At 69.0% G+C, this 16,019-nt stretch carries 15 protein-coding genes; 11 read left to right on the top strand and 4 right to left on the bottom strand.

The genetic code is table 11. From position 1 onward, the window contains the following. Positions 1 to 75 precede the first annotated feature (75 nt). The 6 genes from kynB (at position 76) to ACK4ZD_RS08310 (ending at position 6,884) form a co-directional block, all read left to right on the top strand. Positions 76 to 705: an arylformamidase gene (gene kynB / locus ACK4ZD_RS08335; protein ID WP_409660435.1), complete on the top strand. Its 630-nt coding sequence runs from the start codon at positions 76 to 78 to the stop codon at positions 703 to 705. Between the two features lie 13 nt (positions 706 to 718). Continuing rightward, entirely contained in the window at positions 719 to 1,990 is a 1,272-nt protein-coding gene (gene kynU / locus ACK4ZD_RS08330; protein WP_409660433.1) for a kynureninase, read from the top strand. A 9-nt stretch (positions 1,991 to 1,999) separates the two neighbouring features. Beyond that, positions 2,000 to 2,842, top strand: a complete 843-nt coding sequence (gene kynA / locus ACK4ZD_RS08325; RefSeq protein WP_409660431.1) for a tryptophan 2,3-dioxygenase — start codon at positions 2,000 to 2,002, stop codon at positions 2,840 to 2,842. A 24-nt stretch (positions 2,843 to 2,866) separates the two neighbouring features. Beyond that, positions 2,867 to 3,796 carry a LysR family transcriptional regulator gene (locus ACK4ZD_RS08320; RefSeq protein WP_409660430.1) on the top strand — a complete coding sequence of 310 codons (930 nt, stop codon included), beginning with the start codon at positions 2,867 to 2,869 and terminating at the stop codon, positions 3,794 to 3,796. A 48-nt stretch (positions 3,797 to 3,844) separates the two neighbouring features. Then, complete coding sequence (locus tag ACK4ZD_RS08315; RefSeq protein WP_409660428.1) at positions 3,845 to 6,067, top strand: site-2 protease family protein; 2,223 nt, start codon at positions 3,845 to 3,847, stop codon at positions 6,065 to 6,067. An 82-nt stretch (positions 6,068 to 6,149) separates the two neighbouring features. After that, complete coding sequence (locus ACK4ZD_RS08310; RefSeq protein WP_409660539.1) at positions 6,150 to 6,884, top strand: amino acid ABC transporter ATP-binding protein; 735 nt, start codon at positions 6,150 to 6,152, stop codon at positions 6,882 to 6,884. Between the two features lie 55 nt (positions 6,885 to 6,939). Here ACK4ZD_RS08310 and ACK4ZD_RS08305 read toward each other — a convergent pair whose 3' ends face one another. Then, positions 6,940 to 7,728: an IclR family transcriptional regulator C-terminal domain-containing protein gene (locus ACK4ZD_RS08305; RefSeq protein ID WP_409660426.1), complete on the bottom strand. Its 789-nt coding sequence runs from the start codon at positions 7,726 to 7,728 to the stop codon at positions 6,940 to 6,942. Positions 7,729 to 7,947: 219 nt separating this feature from the next. Here ACK4ZD_RS08305 and pcaB point away from each other — a divergent pair, with 219 nt between their 5' ends. The 3 genes from pcaB to sbcB are packed head-to-tail and all read left to right on the top strand — an operon-like array spanning position 7,948 to position 12,061. Further along, the gene (gene pcaB, locus ACK4ZD_RS08300) at positions 7,948 to 9,333 is read left to right on the top strand and encodes a 3-carboxy-cis,cis-muconate cycloisomerase (protein ID WP_409660424.1); all 1,386 of its coding nucleotides are present in this window, start codon (positions 7,948 to 7,950) and stop codon (positions 9,331 to 9,333) included. A gap of 13 nt (positions 9,334 to 9,346) precedes the next feature. Next, on the top strand, positions 9,347 to 10,570 hold the full coding sequence (gene pcaC / locus ACK4ZD_RS08295) for a 4-carboxymuconolactone decarboxylase (protein ID WP_409660422.1): 1,224 nt from the start codon (positions 9,347 to 9,349) through the stop codon (positions 10,568 to 10,570). A gap of 39 nt (positions 10,571 to 10,609) precedes the next feature. Then, positions 10,610 to 12,061, top strand: a complete 1,452-nt coding sequence (sbcB, locus tag ACK4ZD_RS08290) for an exodeoxyribonuclease I (protein WP_409660420.1) — start codon at positions 10,610 to 10,612, stop codon at positions 12,059 to 12,061. Here sbcB and pcaF read toward each other — a convergent pair whose 3' ends face one another. From pcaF to ACK4ZD_RS08275, 3 genes are read right to left on the bottom strand one after another with little or no spacing between them, the layout of a single operon-like run. Beyond that, the gene (gene pcaF / locus ACK4ZD_RS08285) at positions 12,062 to 13,264 is read right to left on the bottom strand and encodes a 3-oxoadipyl-CoA thiolase (RefSeq protein WP_409660418.1); all 1,203 of its coding nucleotides are present in this window, start codon (positions 13,262 to 13,264) and stop codon (positions 12,062 to 12,064) included. 35 nt (positions 13,265 to 13,299) lie between these two features. Further along, a complete protein-coding gene (locus ACK4ZD_RS08280) occupies positions 13,300 to 13,938 on the bottom strand; it encodes a 3-oxoacid CoA-transferase subunit B (protein WP_409660537.1) in 639 nt (212 codons plus the stop codon). Then, entirely contained in the window at positions 13,938 to 14,642 is a 705-nt protein-coding gene (locus tag ACK4ZD_RS08275; RefSeq protein WP_409660416.1) for a 3-oxoacid CoA-transferase subunit A, read from the bottom strand. Before ACK4ZD_RS08275 ends, ACK4ZD_RS08280 begins: the two co-directional genes overlap by 1 nt. A 91-nt stretch (positions 14,643 to 14,733) precedes the next feature. Between ACK4ZD_RS08275 and ACK4ZD_RS08270 the strand changes: the two genes are divergently transcribed. Together ACK4ZD_RS08270 and ACK4ZD_RS08265 are read left to right on the top strand one after the other, a co-directional pair. Further along, complete coding sequence (locus tag ACK4ZD_RS08270; protein WP_409660414.1) at positions 14,734 to 15,537, top strand: IclR family transcriptional regulator; 804 nt, start codon at positions 14,734 to 14,736, stop codon at positions 15,535 to 15,537. 189 nt (positions 15,538 to 15,726) lie between these two features. After that, positions 15,727 to 15,900 carry an addiction module protein gene (locus ACK4ZD_RS08265; RefSeq protein ID WP_409660412.1) on the top strand — a complete coding sequence of 58 codons (174 nt, stop codon included), beginning with the start codon at positions 15,727 to 15,729 and terminating at the stop codon, positions 15,898 to 15,900. The last annotated feature ends 119 nt before the right edge of the window (positions 15,901 to 16,019 follow it).

The following is a 16,019-nucleotide window of genomic DNA, read 5'->3' as shown; positions in this document are numbered from 1 at the left end:
AAGCGTTGGAAATAACCGACACCACGCCCCGAATGGCGGTGCTGAAATTCCGCCTTCTTCGACGACGAGCCGCCCATGAAGCGTCTGTGGGACATCTCCCCGCCCCTGCATGCGCGCAGCCCGGTCTTTCCGGGCGACACGCCCTACTCCCAGGCCTGGGAGGCGACGATCGCACCCGGCTGCCCGGTGAACGTGAGCCGGATCACCACTTCGCCGCACGCCGGTGCACACGCGGATGCGCCGCTGCACTACGCCAACGGCGCGCCGGCCATCGGGGCCGTGGACCTCGCTCCCTACCTGGGCCCGTGCCGGGTGATCCACGCCCTCGGTGCGGGCGCGCTGGTGCGGCCCGAGCACCTGGCCCATGCGCAGACGGACCTGCCACCGCGGGTGCTGGTGCGCACCTGCGCGCGGGCCGTGGTGGACCGCTGGGTCGACGACTTCAGCGCCTTTGCGCCCGAGACGCTGGAGTGGCTGGCCGATCTCGGCGTGAAGCTCGTGGGCATCGACACGGCCTCGGTGGACCCGGCGTCCAGCAAGACCCTGGACGCCCACCAGGTGCTGCTGCGGCGCGACCTGCGCGTGCTGGAAAACCTCGTGCTCGACGAGGTGCCCGAGGGCGACTACGAGCTGATCGCCCTGCCCCTGAAATTGATGGAGGCCGATGCCAGCCCGGTGCGCGCCGTGCTGCGCGAGCTGCCCTGAAGGAGCCTCGACCATGACCACACGACAAGACTGCCTGGCGCTCGACGCCGACGACCGGCTCGCCCCCCTGCGCGAGCTGTTCGAGATCCCCGAAGGCCTGATCTACCTCGATGGCAACTCGCTGGGCGTTCTGCCGCGCGCCACGCCCGGTCGCGTGCAGCAGGTGGTGCGCGAGGAATGGGGTCGCGACCTGATCCGCAGCTGGAACACCGCCGGCTGGATCGACCTGCCCCGGCGCGTGGGCGACAAGATCGCGCGGCTGATCGGCGCGCTCGCCGGCGAGGTGGTGGCGGCCGACTCGACCTCGGTGAATCTCTACAAGGTGCTGATGGCCGCGAGCCACATCGCCCGCCAGGACCAGCCCGCGCGGCGCGTGATCGTCTCGGAGCGCAGCAACTTCCCGACCGACCTCTACATCGCCGAAAGCCTGGCGCGCGAGCTGGGCTGGACGCTCCAGCTCGTCGAGGCCGACGAGTTGCAGACCGCGCTCACCGACGAGGTGGCCGTGCTGATGCTCACGCATGTGAACTACCGCACCGGGCGCATGCACGACATGGCGGCGGTGACCCGCGCCGCACACGCGGCTGGCGCCCTGGTGGTGTGGGATCTGGCCCATTCGGCCGGCGCCGTGCCGGTGGACCTGCGCGGGGCCGACGCCGACTTCGCGGTGGGCTGCGGCTACAAGTACCTCAACGGCGGCCCCGGAGCGCCGGCCTTCGTGTGGGTGCATCCGCGCCATGCCGAGCGCTTCTGGCAGCCCCTGGCCGGCTGGATGGGGCACGCCGCGCCCTTTCGGTTCTCGCCTGGCTATGAACCCGCCCCCGGCATCTCGCGCTACCTGTGCGGCACGCCGGCGGTGATCGCGATGAGCGCGCTGGAGTGCGGCGTGGACACGGTGCTGGCGGCCGAGCCGCTGGGCGGGATGGCCGCGCTGCGGGAGAAGTCGATCGCACTGACCACGCTCTTTGCCGAACTCGTCGAAGCCCGCTGCGCTGGCCATGGTCTGGCCGTGGTGTCGCCGCGCGAGCCGCGGCTGCGCGGCAGCCAGGTCTGCCTGACCCGCGCCGAGGGCGCCTACGCCATCGTGCAGGCCTTGATCTCCAGACAGGTGGTGGGCGACTTCCGCGCCGGCGACGAGCGCATGCCCGACATCCTGCGCTTTGGCTTCACGCCGCTTTATACGCGCTTTGTGGATGTGTGGGATGCGGTAGAGCAACTCGTGCAGGTGATGGACAGCGGCCTGTGGCGCGAAGCACGCTTCCACCAGCGTGCCGCGGTGACCTGAGGACGACCCATGACGCAGCGACCCGAAGACATCGTGCGCGAAGAAGGCGCCCGGCTCGACTTCTCCAAGGACATGAGCTATGGCGACTACCTGCACCTGGACGAGATCCTGAGCGCGCAGCACCCGCTTTCGCCGGACCACAACGAGATGCTGTTCATCGTGCAGCATCAGACCAGCGAGCTGTGGATGAAGTTGATGCTGCACGAGCTGCATGCAGCCATCGCCTGCATCGCCCGCGACGAGCTGCCCGCGGCCTTCAAGATGCTCACGCGCGTGAGCCGCATCATGGAGCAGCTCGTGCATGCCTGGGACGTGCTGGCGACGATGACGCCGCCGGAGTACTCGGCCATTCGGCCGTATCTGTCGAACTCCAGCGGATTTCAGAGCTGGCAGTACCGCTGCATCGAGTTCGCACTGGGCAACAAGAATGCAGCGATGCTCAAGCCGCACGCGCACAACCCGCGCCGCCTGGGCGAGGTGGAGGCAGCCTGGCGTGCGCCCTCGCTGTACGACGAATCGCTGCGCCTGCTCGCGCGACGCGGACTGCCGGTGCCGGCCAGCCACGTCGAACGCGACTGGACCCAGCCTTACGTGGAAAGTCCCGAGGTCGAGCAGGCCTGGCTGCAGGTCTATCGCCAGCCCGGGCAGCACTGGGATCTCTACCAGCTTGGCGAGGAACTCACCGATCTGGAGGACGCCTTCCGCCTGTGGCGCTTCCGCCACGTGACCACGGTGGAGCGTGTGATCGGCTTCAAGCGAGGCACCGGCGGCACCTCGGGCGTGGGGTATCTGCGCAAGATGCTCGATGTGGTGCTCTTCCCGGAGATCTGGAAGCTGAGGACCGACCTCTGATGGGCCCCTGGCTACACTGCCGCCGTGGAAACCAAATGGCTTGAAGACTTCGTGAGCCTGGCCGAGACGCGCAGTTTCTCGCGCTCGGCGCAGTTGCGGCACGTGACGCAGCCGGCCTTCTCGCGCCGCATCCAGGCGCTGGAAGCCTGGATCGGCATCGACCTGGTCGACCGCTCGTCCTACCCCACGCGACTCACCCCGGCCGGCGAGACCTTCCTGGCCCAGGCCCTGGAGATCCTTGGCACGCTGCAGGCCACGCGCAACCTGATGCGCGCGCACCGCGCCACCGGTCAGGACCTGATCGAGTTCGCCGTGCCCCACACCCTGGCCTTCACCTTCTTCCCGCATTGGATCACCAACCTGCGCGAGCGCTTCGCGCCGGTGAAGAGCCGGCTGATCGCACTCAATGTGCACGATGCGGTGATGCGCCTGACCGAAGGCAGCTGTGACCTGCTGATCGCCTACCACCATGCCTCGCAGCCGCTGCAGATCAACCCCGACCGTTACGAGATGCTGACCCTGGGGGTGGAGACGCTGGCGCCCTATGCCAAGGCCGGGCCGGACGGCCAGCCGCTGTTCCAGATCACGCAGGGCACGCCACAGCGACCCGTGCCCCTGCTGAGCTATGCCGCCGGCGCTTACCTGGGCCGGCTGGTCGAGTCGATCAAGCAGCGCTCGCCGGTGCCGCTGCACCTGGAGACGATCTACGAGACCGACATGGCCGAGGGCCTGAAAGCCATGGCCCTCGAAGGCCATGGCCTGGCCTTCCTGCCGGGCAGCTCGGTGCGCAAGGAGACGCGCAGCCGGCGATTGGTGAGCGCCGCGGCCGACCCGACGCCCTACGAAGTGACCATGGACGTGCGGATCTACCGCGAGCGCCCCGAAGTCGCCAAGCACGTGCGGCCGGCCGCCCAGGCTTTGTGGGAGTATTTGCGGCTGGCGCATCCGGCCTGAATCCGCGACGATCGGACGCGGAACAGACCACACCGAGGAGCTTCTTGCATGGGTTGGGCAGTGTTGGCCATCGCCGTTGCGCTGATCTGGCTGCTGGCGCCGGTGGCGGCCCGGATGCGGGCGCTGGCCTCGCTGAGGCTGCCCAGGCGGTTGATGCGCCGGCCGGCCCCGCCGCGGCTGCAGGCGGCCGTGGAGGATCTGTTCGGCCCCATCGAGGCGCAACTGGCCGAGCTGGGCTTTCGCTTCTCGCACGCGGCCGAGGCCGTGGCCGAACCCCGCGACCTCAGCCCCTGGCAGCCGGTGCGGGTGTTCCGGCACTTCCACTTTCCCCTCGTCGCCCAACTGGCCGGCCCCGGCCTGCCCGAGCTGCCCAACGTGCCGGTGCTGACCCTGCTGGCCGAACTGAAGGACGGGCCGATGGTGGCCACGCAGAACGTGCCGATGAACATCTTCCCGCCCGACCCCCAGGTGCTGCGCAGCGGCGGCGACAGCTTCACCTCGGTGAAGGACCAGTACGAAGCCCAGCTCGACGCCATGCGAGCCGAAGGCCTGCAGGACTTCCGGCCCTGGGGCGAGCCCGAGGACATCGAAGCGCGGCTCGGAGCCTACGAAGAACGCAGTCTGCAGGCCCTGGTGCAAGCCGGCTGGTGCGAACCCGAGGGCGAAAGCCTGCGCATTGTCCCGCGCAAGCTGCCGGCTCTGGGGCGCTTCCTGGCGCAGCAGCTCAAGCGCCTGGTGCACACGCTGAAGCAGGTGCCCCCGCCGTCTCCAGCCCTGAAGACTTCGGCCCCGCTCGAACGCAGCCTGATGCTCTTCGTGGCCACGCACGCCCGGCCCAAGCACAGCCCGCCCCCGGTGGTGCAGTGGACCTTGTATGGGCTCAGTGCCGTCGTCTTGCTCGCGCTCAGCGGCCTGCTGCTGGACTGGCGCTTTGCGGGCCTGTTGCTGGTCGTGATCGCGCTGCACGAGGCGGGGCACTATCTCGCGATGCGTGCGCTGGGCTACCGCCGCGTGCAGATGCTGATGCTTCCGCTGATCGGCGGCGTGACCTTTGGTGGGGATAGCAAGCCCAACGCCACGCACCGCATCCTCGTGAGCCTGGCCGGCCCGGTGCCCGGCCTGCTGCTGGGCGCGGCGCTGCTGGGGTGGCAGCCGGCAGTGCCCGAGGTCGTGCTGCTGGGCTGGATCCTGCTGCTGGTCAATGCCTTCAACCTGCTGCCCTTCCAGCCCCTGGATGGCGGCCAGGTTCTCGAAGCCCTGGTGCCGGCACGCCAGGTGGTGGTGCGTGTGGCGCTCGAAGGGGTCGCCGTGGCGGGCCTGCTGGCGCTATGGGGGTACTTCGGTCTGGAGATCGCCCTGGTGCTGCTGGTGCTGCGGGCCCTGACCTGGCGTGCACTGTGGCGCCAAATGCGGTTCGAGCGGCTTTACGCCACGGCCGCGCGCAAGCACAAGCCGGCCGACGCCCGCGCCCTGGCGCGGCTGGCTTTCCAGGCGCTGGAGCGCGTGCTGCCCGCACGGGCCTCGCTCAGACAGCGCATGGGCATGGTCGATGAGCTGATCACGCACCTGCGCGACCGGCCGCTCAGGGGCCTCGGCGCCCTCGGCGCCGGTGCGCTCTACCTGGCCGTGCTGGCCTTGCCGGTGGTGCTCGCCCCGCAGCTGCTTGCCGTCGGTCGTCAAGCCTTCATGAGCGAACAAGAACGCGCATCGGCTGCGGCGGACCGTCTGGGCGCGTCGGCCCGCCACTGGAGCGTGGCCGAACTCGCGCAGGCGCTCGGCCAGGCCGACCCGACGCCAGCGCCCGGCGCCTCGGAGCTGGCGCTGGCCTCGCTGGCCCGTCGCACCGGCGATGTGCTGCCCGAAGAGGCCGTGATGTTCTACCGCAGCCGCGATGGTCTGCGCATCGCGGCATCGCTGGAGATCTGGCCGATTGGCGAGGTCCAGACGCTGCGGCAGGCGCGCCCACGGCTGGCCCAGCAGCTTGGGGCACAGCTGGCGTCTTTGCGACCAGGACAGTCGCAAACGCTGCCGATGCCCTGCCCGCCAGGCACCGACGGCCGCTGCGACGCCCGCCTGGACGAGGTGCTCGACTGGTGGCAAATCGGCACCCTGGGTGGCCAGCCCCTGCTGCTGGACCCGCGTCGCCCCTCGGGCCAGTGGCGCCTGGTGCGGCTCGACCCTCAAGGCGCCACGCTGCACCCCGAACCCGGCTTGCGCGAGTTGCTGCTGCGCGCCTACCTGCAGCAGCCTCCGGGCCGCTCCGCGGGCTGAAGCCCGCCCGGCCCCGCCGATCGGCGACAATCGGATCCTTCTCCCCACCGGAACTGCACACCAGAGCACGCCCATGCCGGCCATGATCGAGATCCGCCACGTCAGCAAGTGGTATGGCCCCTTCCAGGTCCTCTCGGACTGCAGCACCAGCGTCAACAAGGGCGAGGTGGTCGTGGTCTGCGGCCCCTCGGGCTCGGGCAAGTCCACCCTGATCAAGACGGTCAATGGGCTCGAACCCTTCCAGCACGGCGAGATCCTGGTCGACGGGGTCTCGGTGAACGACCCCAAGACCAACCTGCCCAGGCTGCGCTCGCGCGTGGGCATGGTGTTTCAGCATTTCGAGCTCTTCCCGCACCTGTCGGTGACGGAGAATCTGACGCTCGCCCAGGTCAAGGTGCTCGGCCGCAGCAAAGACGAAGCCCGCGATCGCGGCTTGAAGATGCTCGACCGCGTGGGCCTGATGGCGCACAAGGACAAGTTCCCCGGCCAGCTCTCGGGCGGCCAGCAGCAGCGTGTGGCGATCGCCCGCGCACTGAGCATGGACCCGATCGTGATGCTCTTCGACGAGCCCACCTCGGCACTCGACCCCGAGATGGTGGGCGAGGTGCTCGACGTGATGGTGCAGCTCGCCCAAGAAGGCATGACCATGATGTGCGTCACGCACGAGATGGGCTTTGCGCGCAAGGTCAGCCACCGCGTGATCTTCATGGATCAGGGCCGCATCCTGGAGGACTGCGCCAAGGACGACTTTTTCGGCCAGCCCGAGCGCCGCACGCCGCGGGCTCGAGAGTTTCTCTCGAAGATCCTGCAGCACTGAGCCCCGGGTGGCCCAGGCCCGCTCACTGGCCCGCCCAGTGCTGCGTGCGCCGGCCTCAGAGCAGGTTGCGCACCTGGGCCTGCACCTGCAGCAAAGCCGGCAGGCAGCGATCGTGCAACTCGCTCATCGACATGCGCGCGGCGTGCACGCTGACATTGAGCGCCGCCACCGCGTCGCCACGCAGGTTCCTCAGCGGCACCGACAGCGTGCGCAGGCCCAGCTCCAGCTCCTGATCGACCGCGGCATAGCCCTGGGCGCGGGCCCGCGCGATCTCGATGCGCAACCGGTCCTTGTGTGTGATGGTGTGCGGCGTGAGCGGCTCGAGCCGCTGCTCGTCGAGCCAGGCGTCGACCTTCTCCTGCGGCAGCGCCGCCAGCAGCACGCGGCCGTTGGCCGTGCAGTAGGCCGGCACGCGCGTGCCCGGCTGCAGCGTGGCCGAGACCACGCGGCCGGCGGTGGTCGCGGCGATGCAGATGACGTCGTTGCGGTCGAGCACCCCGGCCGAGGAAGCCTCTTGCAGCGCGTGCGCCAGCTTGTGCAACTGCGGGTGCACGATGCGTGGCAGACGGGCCGAGTGGATGTAGGACTGGCCCAGGCGCAGCACCTTGGGGGTGATCGAGAACATGCGCCCGTCGTAGGCCACATAGCCCAGGTGCGTCAGCGTGAGCAGGTAGCGCCGTGCGGCCGCGCGTGTCAGCCCGGTGCGCTGGGCCACCTCGGTCATCGACAGACGCGACTGGTCCTGGTCGAAGGCTTCGATCACCGCCAGCCCCTTCTCCAGCCCCGCGATGAAATCGCGCTTTTGCACTTGAAACTCAGGCCCGGACATGACGGTGAGCGACATCGTTGCCCCTTTCTACTGCTGCATCGCGCGCTTCGCGCACAGAAGGACCGATCACCGCATCCATCGGCACGGAAGGCTTGTTCTGCGCGGCAATATAGCCTAGATTGACTGGCGTTGTTCGGCCAACAACCATCAGTGCGTTTATCGCCCTGATTGAAAATTTCAAAAGCCCTGTCGTCGTGGCGCGATGCCTGCGGGCTCAGCGCCACCGTCACCGTCATGTCCGCATTCATCTTCGAAGGCTTCCTGTCCACCCCCGAGATGCTCGACCTCTTCGGCGAGTCTTCGGTGATCCAAGCCATGATGGACTTCGAGGCCGCGCTGGCGCGCGCGCAGGCCGAGGAAGGCCTGATGCCCACGGCCTGCGCCCAGGCCATCGCCAGCGTGTGCAAGGCCGACCTGTACGACCTGCCCGGCCTCATCGCCGACAGCCGCCGCAGCGGCAGCCTGGCCATCCCGCTGGTCAAGAAGCTCACCGAGACGGTGGCCCTGTTCGACAAGCCGGCTGCCGGCTATGTGCACTGGGGCAGCACCAGCCAGGACGTGATCGACACCGGCATGGTGCTGGTGACCCGACGGGCGTTGGGCACGATCGACCGCGACCTCACGCGCCTGGTGAACGCCTTGCTGGGTCTGGCCCGCGCGCACGCGCGCAGCCCGGTGCTGGCACGCACGCTGATGCAGCCTGCCCAGGTGGTGACCCTGGGCTACAAGCTGTTGGGCTGGGTGGCTCCGCTGCTGCGCGCCCAGCAGCGACTGCGCGAGACGGCGGCGCGCTGCCTGCGGCTGCAGCTCGGCGGGGCCGTGGGCACGCTGTCGGCCATGGGGCCCCAGGGCCCCGCCGTGGCCCGGCGCATGGCGCAATCGCTCGGGCTGTCTTGGTCTGCGCTGGCGTGGCACACCCAGCGCGACGAATGGGTCGCGCTGGGCACGGAACTCGGCGTGCTGTGCGGCAGCCTGGGCAAGATCGCGCGCGACCTCTCGCTCATGGCGCAGGGCGAAATCGCCGAGCTGGCCGAACCCTCGGGCCGCGGGCGTGGCGGCTCTTCAGCGATGCCCCACAAGCGCAACCCGGTCTCGGCCATGGTGGCCCTGGCGGCGGCCACGCGCGCGCCGCAGCGTGTGGCCGCCCTGCTGGCCAGCATGGTGCAAGAGCACGAGCGCGGACTGGGCAACTGGCAGGCCGAGCTGGCCGAGTGGGCGGGTCTGTTCATCAGCACCCACGGCGCCGTGCAAGCCCTGGCCGAGGCCGCCGAAGGACTGGAGGTGGACGACAAGCGCATGCGCGCGAACATCGAGGCGCTGCAAGGCCTCGTCAGCGCCGAGGCGGTGTCGATGCTGCTGGCTGGGGCCATGGGCAAGGCGGGCGCGCATGCCCTGATGGAAAGCCTCACGCACCAGGCCCTGGCCTCTGGGCGCCACCTGCGTGAGGTCACGCTGGAGGCCATCACCCGCGACGCCGCCTTGAGCGGTCTGCACGACCGCCTCGCCCCGCTCTTCGACGTCGATCAGGCCGCCGAGCCGGCCGCTCGCATTGCGCTGGAACAGCTCGAGACCCTCGAGGCCCAGGCCCGGCAGCTGCAGTCCGCCCCCCTTCCCTATTGAGGCCCGACCCGAGATGAACACGCCCCCCTGCCCCGATCACATCGACGCCTTCGACCAGGGCCTGCGCAACCGCCGCGCCGTGCTAGGCGATGCCTGGGTCGATCGCTCGCTGGCCCAGGCCAATGCCTTCAATGCCGACTTCCAGTCGCTGATCACGCGCTACGCCTGGCACGACATCTGGGGCCGCCCCGGCCTGGACCACCGCACCCGCCGCCTGCTGGTGCTGGGCATGACCATCGCCCAGGGCCGCTGGGAAGAGTACGAGTTGCACCTGCGCGCGGCCGTGGCCGGCGGGGTGGCGCTGGACGAGATCAAGGAAACCTTGCTGCAGTCGGCCATCTACTGCGGTGTGCCGGCCGCCAACACCGCGTTCAAGCTGGCCCTCGATGTCCTGCGGCAGATGGGCGTGGCCCTGCCGGCACAGCCGCTCACGCCCGAGCACCGCGTGAGCGTCCACCGCACCTTCAGCACCCCGGAGCTGCACGTGCTGCGACAGGGGCGCGGCACGCCCGTCGTGCTCAGCCACGCGCTGGGCATGGACGTGCACCTGTGGGACGCACTGGCGCGCTCGCTGGCCGAGCAGGGCTGTGAAGTGCTGCGCTACGATCACCGCGGCCACGGCCAGTCGGCCTCGCCACCGGGGCCGTACTCGATGGACGATCTGGTGGCCGATGGGGCGCGTGTCGTGCGCGAATGGGGCCGCGGACCGGTGGTATGGGTCGGCCTGTCCATGGGCGGCATGGTGGGCCAGGGCCTGGCCGCGCGCCACCCCGACCTGGTGCGGGCCCTGGTGATTGCCAACTCCACCTCGTGGTACCCCGAAGCCGCCCAGGCCCTGTGGGCCCAGCGCATCGCCGCGGTCGAGTCACAGGGCCTGGCTGCGATCGCCGACGGCGTGATGGGCCGCTACTTCCACGACGACTTCCGGGCCGCCCACCCCGAGGTGGAAGCCGCTGCACGCGCCACCCTGCTGCGCACGGACCCGCAGGGCTACGTGGCCTGCTGCCACGCCGTGGCAAAGGTGGACTGGCGCGACGCCCTGCCCACCATCGCCTGCCCGGTGCTGGTGATCGCAGGCCGGCGCGACCAGGGTGCCCCGGTGGCGATGTCGGAGGCCATCGTGCACTCGCGCCCCGGTGCCCAGCTCGTGGTGCTGGACAACGCCTCGCACATCAGCGTGATCGAGGAGCCCGAGGCCTTTGAGCGGGCGCTGCGCGAGTTCCTGAGCTCCCTCTGATCCGCGGGCCGGCCCGGCCGATCGGGTATGGTCGCGGTCATGAGTGATCTATCGTTCTTCTGGCACGACTACGAGACCTTCGGCCGCGTGCCCCGCCGAGACCGGCCCGCCCAGTTCGCCGGCATCCGCACCGATGCCGAGCTGAACGAAGTGGGAGCGCCGGTGATGCTGTACTGCCAACCCACGCCGGACTACCTGCCAGACCCCGAGTCCTGCCTGCTCACCGGCATCCTGCCCCAGCACTGCCGCGAACACGGCGTGCCCGAGCACGCGTTTGCAGCCGCCGTGGAAGCCGAACTCGCCCGCCCCGGCACCGTGGGCTTGGGCTACAACACCCTGCGCTTCGACGACGAGGTCACCCGCTTCCTTTTCTGGCGCAACCTCATCGACCCCTACGCCCGCGAATGGCAGAACGACTGCGGCCGCTGGGATCTGCTCGACGTCGTGCGCGCCACCTGGGCGCTGCGCCCGGAAGGCATCGAATGGCCCACGCACGAGGACGGCCGGCCCAGCTTCAAGCTCGAACATCTGACCGCCGCCAATGGGCTGGCGCACGAATCCGCCCACGACGCGCTGTCCGACGTGCGCGCCACCATCGCACTGGCCCGGCTGATCCGCTCCCGTCAGCCGCGTCTGTGGGACTTCTGCCTGAAGCTACGCAAGAAGGACGCCGTGCTGGCCGAGATGGGCGTGGGCCGGCCCTTCGTGCATCTGTCGGGCATGTACGGCGTGGAACGCGGCGGCCTGGCCATCGTCTGGCCGCTCGCCCCGCACCCCCTGCACAAGAACGAGATCATCGTCTGGGATCTCGCCCACGACCCCGCCGAGCTGTTCGAGCTGAGCAGCGCGCAGGTGCGCGAGCGCCTGTACACCCGACGCGAAGACCTGCCCGAGGGTGTCAGCCGTCTGCCGATCAAGACCATCCACCTCAACCGTTCACCCATCGTGATCGGCAACCTCAAGGCCCTCACGCCGGCGGTGATCGAACGCTGGCAACTCGACATCGACCAGGCCCTGCGCCACGCCCAGACCGTGGCGCGCGACGGCGCCAAACTCGCCGGCCTGTGGCCCGAGGTGTTCGCACGGCCCGAAGCACCGGGGCCAGTGGATGTGGACGAGGATCTCTATGGCGGCTTCGTCGGCAACGAGGACCGCCGCCGCCTGCAGCGTGTGCGCGCCGCCAAGCCCGAAGAGCTGGCCGAGCGTGTGCCGAGCTTCGACGACGAGCGCCTGGACGAACTCGTCTTCCGCTACCGCGCCCGCAACTTCCCGCACACGCTGAGCGCCTCCGAACAGGCCCGCTGGCGCGAGCACTGCCATGCGCGCCTGCACGAAGGCGCCCACGGGCTGCCCACCCTGGCGCAGTACTTCGAGCGCATCGACGCGCTGGGCGCATCGCTGGCCGACGATGACCTGCGGGGCCAGGACATCCTGGGCGCACTCTACGAGTACGCCGAGGAACTCGCAGAGTTCAGCGCCGCGCAGGGATGATCAGACGCGCTCCAGGATGACGGCGATCCCCTGCCCCACCCCGATGCACATCGTGCACAGTGCGTAGCGGCCCCGGGTCTTGACGAGCTGGTTCACCGCGGTGGTGGCCAAGCGGGCGCCCGAAGCACCCAGCGGATGGCCCAGCGCGATCGCCCCGCCGTTGGGATTCACGCGCGGATCGTCGTCCTTCAGCCCGAGGTCGCGCAGCACCGCCAAGCCCTGGGCCGCAAAGGCCTCGTTGAGCTCGATGACGTCCATCTGCTCGAGCGACAGGCCGGTGAGCGCCAGCACCTTGCGCGTGGCCGGCGCAGGGCCAATGCCCATCACGCGCGGCGGCACGCCGGCGGTGGCCATGCCCACCACACGGGCCTTCGGCGTCAGGCCGTACTTGGCTGCACTGGCTTCATCGGCCAGCAACAGCGCGCACGCCCCATCGTTCACGCCCGAGGCATTGCCCGCCGTGACGGTGCCGTCCGGGCGCACCACGCCCTTGAGTTTCGCCAGCGCTTCCAGCGAGGTCTCGCGCGGGTGCTCGTCGCGGTTCACGACGAGGGGATCGCCCTTCTTCTGAGGAATGGTCACCGGCGTGATCTCGGCCTCGAAGTAGCCGGCCTTCTGCGCCGCCACCGCCTTGAGTTGCGAGGCCAGGGCCATCTTGTCCTGGTCTTCGCGGCTGATCTTCCAATCGGTGGCCACGTTCTCGGCCGTCTCGGGCATGGAATCGACGCCATACTGCGCCTTCATCAGCGGGTTGATGAAACGCCAACCGATGGTGGTGTCATAGACCGCGTTGTTACGCGAGAACGCGCTCTCGGCCTTGGGCATCACGAAGGGCGCGCGGCTCATGCTCTCGACCCCGCCAGCGATCATCAGACCGGCCTCACCTGCACGGATGGCCCGGGCGGCCGTGCCCACGGCATCCAGGCCCGAACCGCACAGGCGGTTGATCGTGGCACCCGGCACGTCCAGCGGCAAGCCGGCCAGCAGCGCGGCCATGCGCGCGACGTTGCGGTTGTCCTCGCCGGCCTGGTTGGCGCAGCCGAGAATCACGTCGGTCACGGCCGCCCAATCGACCCGGGGATTGCGCGCCATCAGGGCCTTGAGGGGCACGGCGGCCAGGTCGTCAGTGCGCACGGACGACAGCGAGCCGCCGTAGCGGCCGAAGGGGGTGCGGATCGCGTCGCAGATGAAGGCTTGCGTCATGGAAAAAGGTCTTTCTCGTTCGATGAGGGGGTCGATCACGCGCGCAGCAGCGGGATGGCCGTGAGCGTCTGGAGTTCATCAAAGCTCAGCCCTTCGACCCTGTCAATCACCCGGGCGCCATCGGGGGTGAGGTCGATGACGGCCAGGTCGGTGTAGACCCGGCTCACGCAGGCCACGCCGGTCAGAGGGTAAGTGCACCGCGGCACCAACTTGCTTTCGCCGCTCTTGGTGAGGTGCTCCATCATCACGTAGGTCTTCTTCGCCCCGATGGCCAGGTCCATCGCACCGCCCACGGCGGGAATCGCATCGGGCGCGCCGGTGTGCCAGTTGGCCAGATCGCCGTTGGCGGCCACCTGGAAAGCGCCCAGCACGCACACGTCGAGATGGCCGCCGCGCATCATGCCGAAGCTGTCGGCATGGTGGAAATAGCAGCCGCCAGGCCGCAGCGTCACGGGCTGCTTGCCTGCGTTGATGAGGTCATAGTCCTCCTCGCCCGCAGCCGGGGCCGGGCCCATGCCGAGCACGCCGTTTTCGCTGTGCAGCACCACCTCGCGATCGGGCGGGATGTGGTTGGCCACCAACGTGGGCAAGCCGATGCCGAGGTTGACGTACGCACCGTCGGGAATGTCGGCCGCCACGCGCCGAGCCATCTCATCACGGGTCCACCGTTTCATCATGCGGCCTCCTTCTTGAAGCCGCCCGCCCGGGTGGCTTTGCGTTCCACTTGCACCACGCGGTGCACGAAGATGCCCGGAGTCACGACGGCCTCCGGGTCGAGCACGCCGAGTTCGACGATCTCGGGCACTTCCACCACCGTGCATTTGGCGGCCATGGCCATGATGGGACCGAAGTTGCGCGCCGTCTTGCGGTAGACGAGATTGCCCCAGCGGTCGGCCCGCTCGGCTTTGATCAGGGCCAGGTCGGCGTGAATGGGATACTCCAGCACATAGTGTCGGCCGTCGATCTCGCGGGTTTCCTTGCCCCGGGCCAGCTCGGTGCCGTAGCCGGTGGGCGTGAAGAAGGCGCCGATGCCCGCCCCGGCCGCACGGATGCGCTCGGCCAGGTTGCCCTGCGGCACGAGTTCGAGCTCGATCCGGCCGCTGCGGTACAGACCATCGAACACGTGGGAATCCACCTGGCGCGGAAAGGAGCAGATGATCTTCCTCACCCGCCCAGTCTTCAGCAAGGCGGCCAGTCCGGTGTCACCGTTGCCCGCATTGTTGTTGACCACGGTCAGATCTCGGGCGCCCTGGGCGATGAGACCCTCGATCAGGTGGTCGGGGATGCCGGCGGTGCCAAAACCACCGATCATCACGGTCGAGCCGTCACGCACGTCGGCCAGGGCGGCCTCGATCGAGGCACAGATCTTGTTGATCATGAATCGCCTATCGAACAGATGATTGACAAAACTCCTGATTGTTCTACTATCGAACAACAGTTCTTTTTGTGAACACTCACTGTACTCCACGATGAACCCGAACTCAAGCTCGGCCGCCCCGGCCCGCATCGAACCCGGCGACAGCTATGTGCAATCTTTCGCCCGCGGCCTGGCGGTGGTACGCACCTTCAGCGGCGAGGCCCCGGCCCAGACCATCTCCGAAGTGGCCGAGCGGGCCGGCCTGACCCGGGCCGGAGCGCGGCGCATCCTGCTGACGCTGCAGCACCTGGGCTATGTGGAGGCGCAAGGGCGACTGTTCCGCCTCACGCCCAAGATCCTCGACCTGGGCTTTGCCTACCTGAGCTCGCTGCCGCTGTGGAACCTGGCCGAGCCGGTGATGGAAGACCTGGTGGCCGACATCAAGGAATCGTGCTCGGCCGCGGTGCTGGACGCCACCGACATCGTCTATGTGCTGCGCGTGCCCACGCACAAGATCATGGCCATCAACCTGGGCGTGGGCAGCCGCCTGCCGGCCTACTGCACCTCGATGGGCCGCGTGCTGTTGGCCGGCTTGCCCGACGAGCAGCTCGACGCCCGACTGGCCGCCAGCGACCTGGTGCCACGCACTCCCAAGACCGAAACCGACCCCACCCGCCTGCGCGCCCTCATCCACCAAGTGCGTGTGCAAGGCTGGGCCCTGGTGGCCGAAGAACTCGAAGAAGGCCTGGTCTCACTGGCCGCCCCCATCCGCGACCGCAACGGCGACGTGGTGGCCGCCATCAACGTGAGCGGTCAGCAGCACCGCACACCGCCGGTGGTGATGCTGGAGCGCTTCCTGCCCAAGCTGCTGGCAGCGGCGCATCAGATCAGTTCGATGATTGGTGGGGCCAAGTGAGCCCACCCCCTACGCGCTGCGCGCGCCCCCTCAAGGGGGCAACCGCTGGCGGACCGGCCCAGCCGGATCCGCGGCGGTGACTGGCACCGTGCGAAGGCACGGGGCATCAAGCGGCAGCATGAGACCTGCAGTGGTTTTGCGGCGTCGGTGCGCAGACAAGTACGATCTGCATTCAGATGGAGGATCGTGATGGCCGATCTCGTTGCCGAACTTGCAGACCAAGCCAAGAGCCTGCCCGCCGAGGAGCGTTCGCGCCTGGTGGAGCGTCTCCTCGAATCCCTGCACGAGCCACCGATTGCCGGTGTAGAGGCCGCCTGGGAGAAGGAGGTCGAGCATCGCGTGGCCGCGTATGAGCGTGGCTAGGTGGAGACCTTCACCGCCGAAGATGTGTTCGCGCAAGCGCGCCGCATGGCACCCTGAAGCGCGCTGAGCCGCCCGGCCACAGCGGCCGCTGACCCTACCTCGCCCCCAACCTCTGCGAC

This window comes from Caldimonas sp. (assembly GCF_046291045.1).
GTDB lineage: Bacteria > Pseudomonadota > Gammaproteobacteria > Burkholderiales > Burkholderiaceae_C > Caldimonas.
Note: the sequence above shows the minus strand (reverse complement) of the source record. Positions and strands in the feature narration are given on the sequence as shown.